The 14,613-nt window shown below is 68.4% G+C and carries 14 protein-coding genes and 1 tRNA gene; 10 read left to right on the top strand and 5 right to left on the bottom strand.

All coding sequences use genetic code 11. The annotated features are described in order from the left end of the window. Position 1: 1 nt before the first annotated feature. The 7 genes from ACMGFI_RS06610 (at position 2) to ACMGFI_RS06580 (ending at position 5,888) form a co-directional block, all read left to right on the top strand. Positions 2–973: a carbohydrate ABC transporter permease gene (locus ACMGFI_RS06610; protein ID WP_436908319.1), complete on the top strand. Its 972-nt coding sequence runs from the start codon at positions 2–4 to the stop codon at positions 971–973. Between the two features lie 142 nt (positions 974–1,115). Next, on the top strand, positions 1,116–2,063 hold the full coding sequence (locus ACMGFI_RS06605) for a carbohydrate ABC transporter permease (protein ID WP_436908317.1): 948 nt from the start codon (positions 1,116–1,118) through the stop codon (positions 2,061–2,063). A gap of 2 nt (positions 2,064–2,065) precedes the next feature. Beyond that, positions 2,066–3,235, top strand: coding sequence for an ABC transporter ATP-binding protein (locus ACMGFI_RS06600; RefSeq protein ID WP_436908316.1), 1,170 nt, complete (start codon positions 2,066–2,068; stop codon positions 3,233–3,235). Continuing rightward, the gene (locus tag ACMGFI_RS06595; protein WP_436908315.1) at positions 3,235–3,426 is read left to right on the top strand and encodes a DUF8005 family protein; all 192 of its coding nucleotides are present in this window, start codon (positions 3,235–3,237) and stop codon (positions 3,424–3,426) included. Before ACMGFI_RS06600 ends, ACMGFI_RS06595 begins: the two co-directional genes overlap by 1 nt. 197 nt (positions 3,427–3,623) lie before the next feature. Further along, a complete protein-coding gene (locus tag ACMGFI_RS06590) occupies positions 3,624–5,093 on the top strand; it encodes an outer membrane protein assembly factor BamB family protein (RefSeq protein WP_436908314.1) in 1,470 nt (489 codons plus the stop codon). A 311-nt stretch (positions 5,094–5,404) separates the two neighbouring features. Then, positions 5,405–5,602: a hypothetical protein gene (locus tag ACMGFI_RS06585; protein ID WP_436908312.1), complete on the top strand. Its 198-nt coding sequence runs from the start codon at positions 5,405–5,407 to the stop codon at positions 5,600–5,602. Continuing rightward, the gene (locus ACMGFI_RS06580) at positions 5,592–5,888 is read left to right on the top strand and encodes a type II toxin-antitoxin system RelE family toxin (RefSeq protein ID WP_436908310.1); all 297 of its coding nucleotides are present in this window, start codon (positions 5,592–5,594) and stop codon (positions 5,886–5,888) included. The genes ACMGFI_RS06585 and ACMGFI_RS06580 overlap by 11 nt, the downstream gene beginning before the upstream one ends. A gap of 143 nt (positions 5,889–6,031) precedes the next feature. Here the strand turns inward: ACMGFI_RS06580 and ACMGFI_RS06575 are convergent. Next, positions 6,032–6,106, bottom strand: a tRNA-Arg gene (locus ACMGFI_RS06575). Positions 6,107–6,197: 91 nt separating this feature from the next. Between ACMGFI_RS06575 and ACMGFI_RS06570 the strand changes: the two genes are divergently transcribed. Both ACMGFI_RS06570 and thrC read left to right on the top strand, forming a co-directional pair. Continuing rightward, positions 6,198–7,187: a CapA family protein gene (locus ACMGFI_RS06570; protein WP_436908308.1), complete on the top strand. Its 990-nt coding sequence runs from the start codon at positions 6,198–6,200 to the stop codon at positions 7,185–7,187. A gap of 125 nt (positions 7,188–7,312) precedes the next feature. Then, a complete protein-coding gene (thrC, locus tag ACMGFI_RS06565; RefSeq protein WP_436908306.1) occupies positions 7,313–8,593 on the top strand; it encodes a threonine synthase in 1,281 nt (426 codons plus the stop codon). Between the two features lie 75 nt (positions 8,594–8,668). Here the strand turns inward: thrC and ACMGFI_RS06560 are convergent, their stop codons facing one another. The 3 genes from ACMGFI_RS06560 to ACMGFI_RS06550 all read right to left on the bottom strand — a co-directional run bounded on the left by ACMGFI_RS06560 (position 8,669) and on the right by ACMGFI_RS06550 (position 11,703). Beyond that, entirely contained in the window at positions 8,669–9,316 is a 648-nt protein-coding gene (locus ACMGFI_RS06560) for a DUF7344 domain-containing protein (protein ID WP_436908304.1), read from the bottom strand. 137 nt (positions 9,317–9,453) lie between these two features. Then, on the bottom strand, positions 9,454–10,794 hold the full coding sequence (hemL, locus tag ACMGFI_RS06555) for a glutamate-1-semialdehyde 2,1-aminomutase (protein WP_436908303.1): 1,341 nt from the start codon (positions 10,792–10,794) through the stop codon (positions 9,454–9,456). Between the two features lie 90 nt (positions 10,795–10,884). Then, entirely contained in the window at positions 10,885–11,703 is an 819-nt protein-coding gene (locus tag ACMGFI_RS06550; protein ID WP_436908301.1) for a hypothetical protein, read from the bottom strand. Between the two features lie 142 nt (positions 11,704–11,845). On the opposite strand from ACMGFI_RS06550, the gene ACMGFI_RS06545 reads away from it, so the two are divergent. After that, positions 11,846–12,877, top strand: a complete 1,032-nt coding sequence (locus ACMGFI_RS06545) for a Gfo/Idh/MocA family protein (RefSeq protein WP_436908300.1) — start codon at positions 11,846–11,848, stop codon at positions 12,875–12,877. A 463-nt stretch (positions 12,878–13,340) separates the two neighbouring features. On the opposite strand, the gene ACMGFI_RS06540 is transcribed toward ACMGFI_RS06545, so the two are convergent. Continuing rightward, positions 13,341–14,612, bottom strand: coding sequence for a TiaS agmantine-binding domain-containing protein (locus ACMGFI_RS06540; RefSeq protein WP_436908299.1), 1,272 nt, complete (start codon positions 14,610–14,612; stop codon positions 13,341–13,343). Position 14,613: the final 1 nt, after the last annotated feature.

The following is a 14,613-nucleotide window of genomic DNA, read 5'->3' as shown; positions in this document are numbered from 1 at the left end:
CATGGTGCTCATGCAAGCGGTCGGCCGGGCCCGGGCGCTCGCGCGAGCCCCGGCCAACTGGACCGAGCGGCTCGGCGAGGCGGGGTTCGCCTACCTGCTGCTGGCGCCGACCTTCCTGCTCGTCGGGTCGATGGCGTTCTGGCCGCTGTTCGAGACGTTCCAGATGTCGCTGCACGCCGACAACCTCTACGGCAGCGACTTCGTCGGCGAGTTCGTCGGCGTCGAGAACTACGTCGCGCTGGTCACGGGCTCGATGGACGCCATCCTCGGCAACCCCTTCTTCAGCCTGCAGGAGCCGTTCAAGAGCGCCATCACCGTGACGCTCATCTACACCGTCGTCTCGGTCACCCTGGAGACGGTCCTCGGGTTCGGCCAGGCGCTCGTCCTCGACCAGGACTTCCGCGGGCGCCGGTGGGTCCGCGTGGCCATCCTCATCCCCTGGGCCGTCCCCGTCGCCATCCAGGGGATGATCTTCTTTTTGATCTTCCAGCCCGGCATCGGCTTCGGCACGCAGGTGATGCAGGACCTGGGCATCTTCTCGTCGACGCCGCTGATCAACAGCTTCGACTCGCTGGTGATCGTCATCGTCGCCGACGTCTGGAAGACATCGGCGTTCATGGCGCTGCTCATCCTCGCCGGCCTCCAGAGCATCGACCGCGAGCTCTACCGGGTCGCGAAGGTCTCGGGCGCCTCCACCTGGCAGCGGTTCAAACTGATCACCCTGCCGCTGGTGCTCCCGGCGCTGCTGGTCGCGATGCTGTTCAGAACGATCCAGGCGATGCGCGTGTTCGGCGTCATCGAGACGGTCTCCAGCTGTTCGACGGTGCCGTCGCTGACCTGCCTGGTCGTCTCGACGTTCCAGAGCGGCCGCTACGGCACCGCCTCCGCCGTCGCCTTCATCACCGCCGGCATCGTCGGCGCCGTCGCCACCATCTACATCGTCAAGTTCGCCGACCTGGGGGTGGAATCGTGACTCCCCTCACCGCGGCCCGCTCGTTCGACCGCCGGGCGACCGCGCCCGTCGCGGCTCGCTCGCCCGACCACCGGCGGGCCACACCAGTCGCGGCTCACATGCCCGCGGGTCAGTCCCGGAGCGACCGAACGGAGGTGAACCGATGAGCACCGGCGGGTCGACGGACGGGGGAGAGGACCAGGGTCCGGTCCGGCGGTGGGCCCGCGGGGCCATCCAGCGGCCCGACGACGTCTACCAGGGGCTGTTCTACGTCGTCACCGGCTTCTTCCTCGTGACGACGCTGTTCCCGTTCTACTGGCTGCTCGTGCTCGCGCTGACGCCGCTGGACCGCATCGTGGACATGGGACTGCTCCCCAAGGGGTTCAACGTCGCCGCGTTCGTCGAGGTGTTCGACCGCATCCCCTTCCACGTCTACATGTTCAACAGCATCGTCATCGCGCTGGTGACCACCGCGATCATCCTCGTCGTCGCCAGCTTCGCCGGCTACGCCTTCGGCCGCCTGGAGTTCCGAGCGAAGCCGGTGTTGCTGCTCGCGCTGCTGGCGATCTCCTACTTCCCGCCCGCGGCCTTTATCATCCCCATCTTCCAGTTCTTCACGGGCAACGTCACCTTCCTGACGCTGCCCGGCGTCGGGACGATATCGAGCCCGAACTGGTTCAACACGCCGGGGGCGATGGTGACGCCGTTCAGCGCGCTGTTCCTCCCCCTGTCGATCTTCATCCTCACGACGTTCTACAGTCAGATCCCCGACGGGCTGGAGGACGCGGCTCGCGTCGAGGGGTCCACCCGCATCGGCGCGCTATTCAGAGTGATCATCCCCCTCTCCGCCCCGGGCGTCGCCACCGCGGGCGTGCTGACGTTCATCGGCGTCTACAACGAGTTCTTCATCTCCTTCCTGATGACGGACGGACAGGCACAGAACTGGGCACCCATCGTCTGGGGGATCCTGAACTACCAGGGCCAGTACCAGGCGTTCTACAACCTGATGGCGGCGGCGAGCATCATCGGCGTGCTGCCGGTCGTGATCCTCGTCGTCGTCGCCCAGGAACGCATCGTGAGCGGACTCACCTCGGGCGCACTCAAGGAATAACCATGGGAGACGTCAACCTCGAACACGTCACGAAACGCTACGCGGACGTCACGGCGGTCGACGACATGAACCTCGACATCGCGGACGGCGAGTTCGTCACGCTCGTCGGCCCGTCGGGGTGCGGCAAGTCGACCACCCTCGAAACCATCGCCGGCCTCACGATGCCGAGCGACGGCACCATCACCATCGCCGGCGAGGAGGTCACCGACAAGCCGCCGAAAGACCGGAACATCGCGATGGTCTTCCAGAACATCGCGCTGTTCCCCCACATGGACGTCCACGACAACATGAGCTTCGGCCTGCGGATCCGCGACTTCCCGGGCGACGAGATCGACCGCCGGGTCCGCGACGCCGCCGAGATCCTCCAGATCGAGGAGCTGCTCGACCGCGAGCCCTCGGAGCTGTCCGGCGGCCAGCGCCAGCGGGTCGCCATCGGCCGCGCCATCGTCCGCGACCCCGAGGTGTTCCTCATGGACGAGCCGCTGGCGAACCTCGACGCGAAGCTGCGGGTCCACATGCGCACCGAACTCCAGCGGCTTCACAAGGAGCTGGAGACGACCATCATCTACGTCACCCACGACCAGGCCGAGGCGATGACCATGAGCGACCGCATCGCCGTCATCAACAACGGCCAGCTCCAGCAGATCGCCCCGCCGCTGGTCTGCTACAACGAGCCGGCCAACCGCTTCGTCGCGGGCTTCATCGGCTCGCCGAGCATGAACTTCGCCGAGGGCGAACTCACGGCGTCGGGCTTCGCCTCGGACGCCTTCTCGGTCGAGTTCGACCCGTCGACGGTCGGCCTGGAGTCCGGCCGGCGCGTCTCGCTGGGCGTCCGCCCCGAGGACGTCTACCCCGCGGCGCAGGCGGACGAACTCGACGCGCCGACCGACCCCGTCGCGGTCCGGACGGACGTGCTCGAACCGATGGGCGACGAGATCTTCGTCTACCTGCTGGTCGACGGCGCCGACCTCGGGGACGAGGAGTCGGCCGACGAACTGCTGATGAGCGTCGAGCCCGACAGCGACATCGCCGGCGACACCGACATCGAGGTGGTCTTCGACCGCTCGAAGCTCCACCTCTTCGACGCCGACACGGGCGAGGCGCTCGCCCACGGCGTCGACGCGGCGACCGCCCAGGCCGAGCCCCGCTCGGAGTCGGAGGTGAGCGACTGATGGTCGACGCCGTCACCCTCGTCACCGTCGGCGGCGTCACGCTCCTGTTTTTCTTCTGGGTCTACGGCATCTACGCGTTCGTCCGCGACCTGCGCCGCGTGCTCCCGCAGGTCCGCGCCGCCGTCCGCGAGTGGCGCGCCGACGACGGCGAGGACGACGGCCCCACCGAGCAGGAGACACACCTCCTCTGACTGCCCCCTAGTCGTCGCCGTCGTCCGCCGGCACCCGTGGCGTAGCTCTCGCTCGACGGGGGATGGCGCGCACGACGTGGTCGTCGAAGCCGTGCTCCGGGATCACGGGTCCGGTTCGCTCGAATCGAACGGCGGATCCGTCGCCGCCGACCCGTCATCAAAACAGTCATGTGAGACGAACTCTACCCCGTCTCGACATGACGGGCGATGGAATGGGCAGGCGGCAGGTTCTGCGGGCGGTCGGTGGGAGCGTCGTCGGTGGGACACTGGTGTACGGGTCGAGCGGACCCACGCGCGGCCAGTCCGCCGAGGCGTGGTCACAGTTCGGGTCGGACGCCGCGAACACGGGGCACGCGCCCGGGAACGCGGGACCCACCGGATACGTCTCCCGGGAGTGGGCCGCCGAGGTGGACGGGGCGGTGTACCCGTCGCCGGCGGTGGCCGACGGCACGGTCTACGTCGGCAGTGAGTACGGCACGGTGTACGCACTGGACGCGGCCGACGGCACCGAACAGTGGACTTTCGATGCGGGACTCGAGGTCGCCTCGTCGCCGGCGGTGGCCGACGGCACCGTCTACGTCGGTAGCTACGATTCCAACGTCTACGCGCTGGACGCGACCGACGGCACCGAGCAGTGGGCATTCGAGACGGGGTCCGCGGTGAGTTCGTCGCCGACGGTGGTCGACGGCACGGTCTACGTCGGGAGCGACGACAACAGCGTGTACGCGCTGGACGCCGCCGACGGCACCGAGCAGTGGGCATTCGAGACGGGAGACTGGGTCGACTGGGCACCGGCGGTGGCCGACGGCACCGTCTACGTCGGCAGTTGGGACGAGACGATGTACGCGCTGGACGCGGCCGACGGTACCGAGCGGTGGACCTTCGATATCGGCGAGTGGGGGACCGCGGCGCCGGCAGTGGTCGACGGCACCGTCTACGTCGCGAGGGCGAATTACGGCGTCTACGCGCTGGATGCGGCCGACGGTACCGAGCGGTGGAGCGCCGAGACGGGCGCCCAGACGACCTCGTCACCGGCAGTGACCGACGACACCGTCTACCTCGGCGGTGCGGACGACAGCGTGTACGCGCTGGACGCGGCCGACGGGAGCGTGCAGTGGACCTTCCAGGCCGACGACGGGATGGAATCGTCACCGGCGGTGGTCGACGGCACGGTCTACGTCGCAAGCGAGGACAGCAACGTGTACGCGCTGGACGCGGCCGACGGTCGCGTGCGCTGGACCTTCGACACCGGCGAAGGGGGGGCCTCGTCACCGGCGGTGGCCGGCGGCACCGTCTACGTCGGGAGCGACGACGAGACCGTGTACGCGATACGCGAGGACCCGTCGGCGACTCCCACGGCGACGCCCACGCCCACACCGACTGCCACGCCGACGGCGACTCCCACGGGGACGCCAACGCCGTCACCGACGCAAACACCGCCGCCGACCGCACGGGAGTCGTCGTCACCGACCGCCACCGAGAGCGGTGCGGGGAACGGACCGACCGAGACGACGCGCCGAGACACCTCGGCTCCGGCAGACGACCGGGCCACCGAAGGCTCCGGCCCGGGGTTCGGCGTACTCGGTGCGGCGCTCGGGTCGGGACTTCTCGGTCTCTACGGGGCGCTCTCGACGGACTCGGAGACCGACGAACGAACGCAGGACTGACCGGAGAGGACGTTTCTGCGTCGGAGGCGGGTCGCGGGTCGATGGGCCGCGACCGTATGGCCTGGCGGCGATAGCGAGGGAACTTCGCCCCCTCGGACCGTTGGCACGGCGAAGCCGTGCCAAGATGCCGCCACGAAGTTCCCGCAGGCACGCCTTGCGCGCCACGGAAGCGCCCGGCGCAACAAGGTGGACGGGCGCGGTGAGTTCCGGTTCTGTTGCGATACACGACCCCGATAGTGCCGAATGGAAGTCGCCCACCGAAGACTTTTGGCTGTAAGCGTTGTAAGGATTGATCACGGGGAGCGATACGCATGTCCAACGCCAGCAAGCGAATTCCGGTCACGGAGGAACGGTGGAAGGAACTGAACGAATTGAAAGAGGCGGGCGAGACGTACGACGACCTGCTGGGGGAACTGATCCAGGAACACCAGCGCCGACAACTCGCCGAGCGAGCGAAGGAGGTCCGGGAAGCAGACAGCGAGGAACTGACATCGCTCGATGAGCTATGAGGTCCTCCTCGCGGAGGACGCCCGCGAGTACGTCGCCGCGCTGGACGAGAAGAGCACCCGCATCGTGAAGGACAATCTCCGGAAACTGGCCGACGACCCGTATCCGAGGCCGGATTCCGGCTCCGGTGACAGAGAGAAACTGGTGATCGAGGGAGAGGAGTTGTATCGGCTGCATATCGGGCGGACCCACACCGCGTTTTACGATGTTCTCGAAGCCGAGGAGGAAGTCCGTGTGATCGAGATCGTGGACATCGACGAAGCTCACAAGCGTTACGGGTTCGACTGAACGAGCGGGCGGTCCTGTTCGTCGGCTTTTCGCAGTCGATAGACCCTGTTCGACGATGTGGGACCTGGACCCAACCGATCACTCGTTCTAAACGTCGAGGCAGAGCTTCTCCGCACCTCAAAATTTGGGTTACGAGGCTATCACGGGCGCGGTGGGATTCGAACCCACGGCCGTCGGATTAGAAGTCCGACGCTCTATCCGGACTGAGCTACGCGCCCCGTGTCTCGGGTTGGACGGGCGCGCGTAAAAAGCGGCCCGGGTTCTCCCGGCGGCCGATCGGATTTGTGTATCGGTCACGTACCACAGGGTATGCCCCGAATCGGACTGACGGGGGACGTGATGCTGGGGCGGCTGGCCGACGAGCGCTACAGCGAGCCGGGCGTCGCCGCGGCGGGGGTCTGGGGGGACCTGTACGACCGCCTCCGGGCGCTCGACGGTCTGCTGGTCAACCTCGAGTGCACCGTCTCGACGCGCGGGCGGGAGTGGACGCGGACGAACCGCCCGTTCCACTTCCGGGCGACGCCGGACTGGGCGACCGACGCGCTCGCCGCCGCCGGCGTCGACTTCGCGTGCCTGGCGAACAACCACCTGCTCGACTTCGAGGAGCCCGCGCTGCTGGACACGCTCGACCACCTCGACGCGGTCGGCGTCGCCCACGCGGGGGCGGGCGCGACGCTGGCCGAGGCGCGGGAACCGGCGCTCGTCGAGGTCGGCGGGCTCGACGTCGCCGTGGTCGCCGCGACGGACAACACGCCGGAGTACGCCGCCGGGCCGGACAGCCCCGGCGTGGTCCACCTCGACTTCGACGCCGACGACGAGGCGACGCGCGACGCCGTCGCGTCGATGCTCGCCGAGGCGCGGGCGCTCGACCCCGACCTCGTGGTCGCGTCGGTCCACGGCGGGCCGAACATGGAGACCGAACCCGACGAGACGCTCCGGGCGTTCCACCGGTGGCTCGCCGAGCGGGTCGACCTCGTCCACGGCCACAGCGCCCACGTCGTCCAGGGCGTCGAGGTGGTCGACGGCACCCCGGTCCTCCACGACTGCGGCGACTTCGTCGACGACTACCGCGTCGACCCCGAACTGCACAACGACCGCGGGTTCCTGTTCGTCGCCGACGCCGACGCGTCGGACGTCGCTTCCCTGCGACTCGAACCGATCGAGATCCGCGACCGTGCGGTCTACGCCGCCGAGGGCGCGGCCGCCGAGTGGGTCCGCGAGCGAATGGTCGAGCGCTCGGCCGCGTTCGGGACGACAGTCGAGCGCGACGGCGAGGCGCTCCGGGTGGCCGTGGAGTAGCGACGACGGAGCGAAACGGTACTGGCGGCCGCTACCGGGGACGACGGCGGAGCGGCGCGGCGGCCGCCGTCGAGGAGCGAGGGCAACCGGCCCTCTTTTGGTCGCCGGGCGTCCAGACCCTTCCAATGAGCGCACATCTGGACCTCGACGAGCCCGAGCCCGCCGTCGCCGACGACGGCGTCTGGCTCACCTGCATCGAGTGCGGCGAGACCTTCGCCCCCTTCGAGGCGGTCCGCTACACCTGCGACGACTGCGACGGCCTGCTGGAGGTCCGCTACGCCGACCTCCCGACATGGGACGACTTCGGCGCCGGCGGCTCGCCCGAGAGCGGCCCCTACGGCGTCTGGCGCTACGCGGCCGCCCTGCCCTTCGACGAGGGCGTCTCGCTGCCCGAGGGCGGGACTCCCCTCCACTACGTCCCGCGCATCGAGGAGGAGGTCGGCGTGAACACCCTGCGGGTCAAACACGAGGGGATGAACCCGACGGGGAGCTTCAAGGACCGCGGGATGACCGTCGGCGTCCGCGTGGCGAAGGAGGTCGGCGTCGACCGCCTGGCCTGCGCCTCGACCGGGAACACCAGCGCCGCGCTGGCTGCCTACGGTGCCCGCGGCGGCATGGAGACGCTGGTCCTGCTGCCCGCCGGCAAGGTCGCCGCCGGCAAGGTCGCCCAGGCGAGCCTCCACGGCGCCCGCATCCTCGAAGTCGACGGCAACTTCGATTCGTGTCTCGACATCGTCCAGGACCTGGCCGCCCGCGGCGAGGCGTACCTGCTCAACTCCCTGAACCCGTTCCGCCTGGAGGGGCAGAAGACCATCGGCCTCGAAATCATGGAGCGGTTCCACGCCGACGAGGGCCGTTACCCCGACCGGATCGTCCTGCCGGTGGGCAACGCCGGCAACACCGCGGCGCTGTACAAGTGCTTCCGCGAACTCCGGAAGGCCGGCGCCATCGACGAGGGCGACGTGCCCAAGCTCACCGGCGTCCAGGCCGAGAACTCCGCGCCGATGGTCGAGGCCGTCGAGGAGGGCAACGACGAGGTCCGGCGCTGGGAGGAGGTCGAGACCCGCGCGACCGCCATCCGCATCGGCAACCCCGTCAACGCCCCGAAGGCGTTGCCGGGCATCCGCGAGACGGGCGGGACCGCCGTCGCCGTCTCCGACGAGGAGATCACGGACGCCCAGCGTTCCCTCGCCGAGGAGGGCGTCGGGGTGGAGCCGGCCTCCGCAGCCTCCGTCGCCGGCCTCCGCAAGCTCCGCGAGTCCGGCGAGATCGACGCCGACGAGGACGTGGTCTGCCTGACGACCGGTCACCTGCTCAAGGATCCCGAGGCCGCCTACGAGGCCGGCGGCGACCCCGAGCCCGTCCCCAACGACACCGGGGCCGTCCTCGACCACCTCGCGGAGTAACCTCCGTCGTCGATTCCGTCGCGGATTCGGGGTTGTGCGCGTGTTGGCGAGTGCGAACCGGCCCCGCTCGCCGTCTCACTCGGGGGCCGCCCAGGGGGCCATCGGGCTCGCGGCGACCCACGGGTCGGAGCGCCAGGGCATCGGTTCCGGGGCCACGGTGTCCCCCTCGCGCGCGACGAAGCCCGCGTCGGCCAGCATCGGGAGGTGCGTGTGGGTCAGCGAGAGCTCGACGACCTGCGCGACGGACGCGGGCACCTCGGCCGGGGGGACGCCCCGCTCGTGGGCGGCCACGGCGACGGCCAGCGCGCGGTCGTCGGCCGAACCGTCGGTGAGTAGCCGCTGGAGGACGATCTGCCGGCGCTCGCTCGCCAGCGCGGCGAGTGTCGAGTCGTAGGCCGCGTCGGGGTGGTCCGCGACCAGGCGGGCGGCCCACTCGCGGTCGAAAGGGGTCCCGGAGGGGACCGCGACGAGACCGCTCTCGGGGTCGAAGGTGACCCCGCCGGCGTCGGCCAGCGCCGGCAGGTGGACGTGGTGGAGGGCGGTCCGCAGGTCCGTCCCGTCGGTCGGATCGTTCGGCGTCCGCCCGGTCCGCGCCGCGAGCGCCTGGGTCAGCTCCCCGACGGTCGCGGTCGCACCGCTGTCGACCAGCTCGGCCAGCGCCGCCCGCCGCGTCGCGTCCGCCAGGGCGTCGAGCACGACCGGCGACGCCGTCGGGATGTCCATCGTCTTCGATCGCGTGCGGCTCGACCATAAACCGTCCCGAGACTTTTCAACTTCTGATACTACGATGATCCATCGCGCTGCATTCTTTCGGTTCTGTCGTATCTTCAGAGTATCAAAAATCGTCGCCGCGGCTCACCCTACAGCGCCTGCTTGTACGCTTCGAGCGTCTGCTCGACGTCGTCGTCGGTGTGGGCGTAGGTGACGAACTGCGCCTCGAACTGGTTCTGCGAGAGGAACACGCCCTGCTCTTTCATCTCCTGCCAGAAGACGCGCCGCCAGCGGTCGGTCTGGCCGGCTGCCACGTCCGCGGCCGACTTCGGACAGAGTTCGTAGCGCGGACAGTCGGGCCGCTGGGAACAGCCGTCCTCGCAGTGGTTCTCGAAGGTCTCGGGTGCTTCGCGGGTGAACAGCACCTTGAAGATTCCCTCGGTGCCGGCGACGGTGTACTCCGGCGCCTGGTCCTCGACGATCTCCTGGAGGCCCGTCCGTAACTGCTCGCCCAGGTCGTTGAGGTGCTCGTGTACGTCGTGTTCGGCGGCGTAGCGCAGCGATTCGAGGCCGGCGGCCATCGTGACGGGGTGGCCCGAGAAGGTGCCGGCCTGGAACACCTCGCCGGAGGGGGTGAACTGCTCGATGAGCTCCGAGCGGCCGCCGATGGCGCCGACGGGGAAGCCGCCGCCGATGAGCTTGCCGAAGGTCGTGATGTCCGGGTCGATCCCGAACTTCCCCTGGGCGCACTGGAGGCCGCCGACGCGGAAGCCCGTGATCACCTCGTCGAAGATCAGCAGGGCGCCGTTGTCCTCGGTGAGGTCGCGCAGCGTCTCGTGGTAGCCGTCGACCGGGTGGACGACCCCCATGTTGGCGAGGATGGGCTCGACGAGGACGGCCGCGATGTCCTCGCCGTGGTCCTCGAAGACCCGGTGGGCGGCCTCCTCGTCGTTGAACGGCACCGCGAGCGTGTGCTCGGCGAACTCCTGGGGGATGCCCGGGCTGGACGGCGCCACGTCGTCGTACTCCCCTTCGACGAGGGTGGTCTCCTGGGCGCCGTGGTAGCCGCCCTGCATGACGACGATCTTGTCGCGGCCGGTCGCCGCGCGGGCCAGCCGGCAGGCCGAGACGGTCGCCTCGGTCCCGGAGTTGACGAACCGGATCATCTCGACGCTGGGGACGTGGCGGGCGACGAACTCGGCGTGTTCGACCTCGATCTCCGTGGGCGCGCCGAACATCGGTCCCTCGCTGACCCGCGACTGGACGGCCGACTCGACTGGCTGGGGCAGGTCGTGACCGTACAGCAGGGGGCCGAGGCCCATCACCCAGTCGATGTAGCGGTTGCCGTCGGCGTCGATGACGTGGCCGCCGTCGCCGCGCTCGACGAAGAAGGGGTAGGGCTCGATGGCGGCCCGCACCGAGGAGTTGACGCCGCCCGGCATGACCGACAGCGCGCGATCGTAGAGGTCCCGTGACCGGTCGTGGTTCATGTCCCCCGCTTCTCACTCGTCGCCCAAATGCGTACCGAGAGCGATCTTCGCCGAATATAATCGGTCTTGAGTGCGATGGCGGTTCTGCAATCAGTCAGTAGATCGGGGAGAGATATCGACAGTCGCCTCCGAGTCAGTGTCGGTCACCGTAAAGTCGTCCATTGCCTGTTTATATCGCCCCAGAATGAAATCAACTGGGTCTCTACTGACTGGGTCATCTCTAATCAATTCAGTAACTACAACGAGTAGGTACGAGATGTTTCGCATAAAACCAATATACCAGGGTTTCAGTTCTCCGAACTGGTACGTTGTCGACCACGTATGCATCAATTGCTTCTTTTCATCGAAAATAGTGTGCTCTACGTTTCCGCCAACGGGTGAATGCACGTGCTGGTTCTGGTACTCTCGGTCCGACTTAAGTCCGACGTGAATGTCCCTTCCGAGAAATGGTGCAACATCGGTTAGAGCGGCTTGAATCTCGTCGAAACTCGGACTGTGCTTTTTTTCTCCGTCAAACCACGCAGAAACCTCTTCCCAAACCTGTTCACCCTCGTCTTCGATCCGTTGCGCAAAATACAGGGCTGACCCAGCGTTCTCAACGATTCCTCTGTCAAGTATCGTCGCTTGCCGGTAGTGTCCAGTAGCAGCCAAAAATAGACTACTTTTCAGATCACGAATGGCCTGCCAACAGACGCTGTTTAGCATCTGTTTCGCTGGCGGACCATCAGCGGTTTCTATCAACAGCTCTTCGAGAGATTCTATGCATTTTCCGGCATTTTTGAATATTATTTCAGATCTATCGTCATCGAATGTTTCTTTCAGAACTCGCAACTCGCCACCGGCGTCCGAATGGTGTTCATCCTGCCCGAGGAGGTCGAGTGCGCTGACCTCGTCAGGTAGGTTTAGCATCAGTTAGCTTCAATCAAGCAATGAATTATTAAAGTTCGTCATTGTTGTCCAGTCTACTACATCCTCCGATGTCATCAAGAGGGCTCTCTGTGCTACTTCCGCGTTCGGTAGCTTCTTGGCCCGACACGCGGTGGCACACCCCATGACCGTACGACTCGCGGCGATCGGCCTCGGCGACCTCGGGCGGATGCAACTCGACGGCGTGACCGCCCACTCCGACGCCGATGTCGAGATCGTCGCCGGCGCCGACGTGGCCGCCGACGCCCGCGAATCGTTCGCCGCCGACTACGACGCCCCCGTCTACGCCGACTACGAGGCGATGCTCGATTCGGAGGCCATCGACGCCGTCACGATCGTCACGCCCCACACGCTCCACTACGAGCAGACCGTCGCCTGCCTGGAGCGCGGGCTGGACGTGCTCCTGGAGAAGCCGATGGTGGCCGACACCGGCCACGCCGTCGACCTCGTGGACCGCGCCCGGGAGCGCGACGCCGTCCTCCAGATCGGCTACCAGCGACACCTCCACCCCGGCTACCAGGCCGTCCGCGAGACCGTCCTCGGGGGCGAGATCGGCGACGTACACATGGCCGCCTGCTACCTCGCCCAGGACTGGATCAGCGGGACGCAGGGCACCTGGCGCGTCGACCCCGACCTCTCCGGCGGCGGCCAGCTCAGCGACTCCGGGTCGCACCTGCTGGACGCGTTGCTGTGGACGACCGACTCGCGGGCCCGCGAGGTCGCCGCCGTGATGGACGACCGCGACCACGCCGTCGACATCAACAGCACGCTCTCGGCGACGCTGGACGGCCCCGACGGCCCGATCACCGCGAGCGTCGGCGTCAGCGGCGACGGCACCGGCTTCGAGGAGTCGCTCGTCCTCTGGGGGACCGACGGCCACCTCCAGTTCGGTCACGGCGGACTCAGGGTGTTCGACGGGTCGGGCAGCGAACCCGACCACCGGACCTTCGACGCCGGCACCTACGCCGAGCAGACCACCGAGAAGGTCGTCGCCTTCCTCGACGCCGTCGAGGGCCGCCGCGACAACCCCGTCCCCCCGGAGTTCGGGCTCCGGGTCACCGCGCTGACCGAGGCGGCCTACCGCGCCCGCGAGACCGGCGCGACCGTCGACGTGACCGAACTCGTCGCCGACGCGCGCGCAGAGTACGGGGGGTAGCGACGTTTTCCGGCTGTTCGACCAAATACCCGGCGCGCGCTGTCGTCTCGGAATCGCGTGCGATTCCGAGGGCCGTCAGAGCAAAGCTCTGACGTTGGCGCGCTTTCATGCGCGCGACGGAACCGCGCGAGGGATGAGAAGCGCAGGAGCGGAGCGACGAGCATCGCAATCGGCTGGGGAGGTGTGTGGCCGTCTGCGGTGCTGTGCGGGGAAGTTGCCGTGGCGGTGCTGTGCGGTTCCTGGCGGACTGAAAGGGCGAGGCCCGCTCGCGTTCATGTAGTCGTCTGAGCGGGCACTATTCGAGGGCGCGAAGCGCCCGAGAATATCCCGGTCAGCGACCGCGAGCGGGCCGAGGGCTTTCAACACTCGCTGTCAGTTGCAGTTACGGTCGAAACGACTGCTAGCGAGCGGGTCGAGGGCTTTCAACACTCCCTGTCGGTTGCTGTATCACTCACTCCAACTCCTACCGCTCGGGATGCACGACATCGTCGAACCCGCCGCGAATCAACGGCTTCGCGATATGCCGACGCGCACACGGCGGCACCTCGTACCAGCCTTCCTCCAGGTTCCGCTCGAGGGGCACCTCGACCTTCCCGTCGGCACTCGTCCCACACCGACGACACCGATACCCCTGCCCGGCGCCCGCCGAGCCCATCGACCGCCCACAGTCCGGACACTCCGGATTCTCCAGGGCCGTCCGCACCAGGTCCCGAACCGCGAACTTCTCCAGCTTCAGCGTCCCGCCGGAGACCTCGCCGCAGGCGGTCAGCCGGTCGCCGGGGCGCAGTGCCCGAACCCGGTCCCGGAATCGCTTCGTCGGTTCGAAGGCGGCGACCTCCAGCCGCTCGCCCCCCTCGTCGCGCAACCGGCAGAACACGTGGCCACCCTCCCGCGTTTCCGGCCCACTCACGACCTTGCCATCCACGCGGTAGGCCCGACCCTCCGAGACCTCGCCGAACCCCTCGACCGAGCGGAGATGCGCGTCCGTGCCCTGGTTGGTGACGAACAGCGCCCGGTCCGCCACGGGCTCGCCGTCGACGGCCGCCGCCACCGACCGCACCGTCTCGGGGTCGTCGCCGCGGATCCCGTGGAGGATCGGGCAGGGCGTGCGGGGGACGCAGACGGGGTAGCCCTCGCCGTGGTCCACGGTGTCCCAGGCGTCGGGGTAGGCCCGTTCGGCGGCCTCGAAGACGGACTCCGCGTCCACGTCCCGATCCGTCCCCCAGCGCTCGCGCTCGCGGTAGGAGATGCACTCGTAGGTCCAGTCGTCGAACGCGCGCCAGGCGCCCACGGCGGCCAGCGCGCCGACCCGCCCGCGGCCGTTGCCGGCGTGGGCGCACTCGTAGCCCGCCCGGTCGGCCAGCGCGACCGCGCCGTCGATATCGTGGTAGTCCCGCACGGCTACCCGCGCGAAGGCGGCCACCTCCTCGGACACTCCCCCGGGGTCGCCCGGCGCGACGACGACGCCCGGGTTCGTCCGCGGGTCGGCCGTCTCGGCCAGGTCCAGGTGGTCGCGGGCGAGGTCGAGCGCGCGGTCGGCGTCGAGGTTCGTATGCACCGCCAGCGCGGCGTTGCCGCGGGTCTTGTGCTCGACGCCGGGGTTGAGCCGCACGAGCAGGCGCCGCTCGACGGCCCCGCCCTCCTCCCGGATCCGCTCGGCGAGGGTGGCGGCGACGAAGGTCGTACACATCCCGCGCTCGCGGGAATCCGTGTCGTCGAGCCCGATGACGGTCACG

The sequence above is a fragment of the Halosimplex marinum genome (assembly GCF_051414075.1).
GTDB lineage: Archaea > Halobacteriota > Halobacteria > Halobacteriales > Haloarculaceae > Halosimplex > Halosimplex marinum.
Note: the sequence above shows the minus strand (reverse complement) of the source record. Positions and strands in the feature narration are given on the sequence as shown.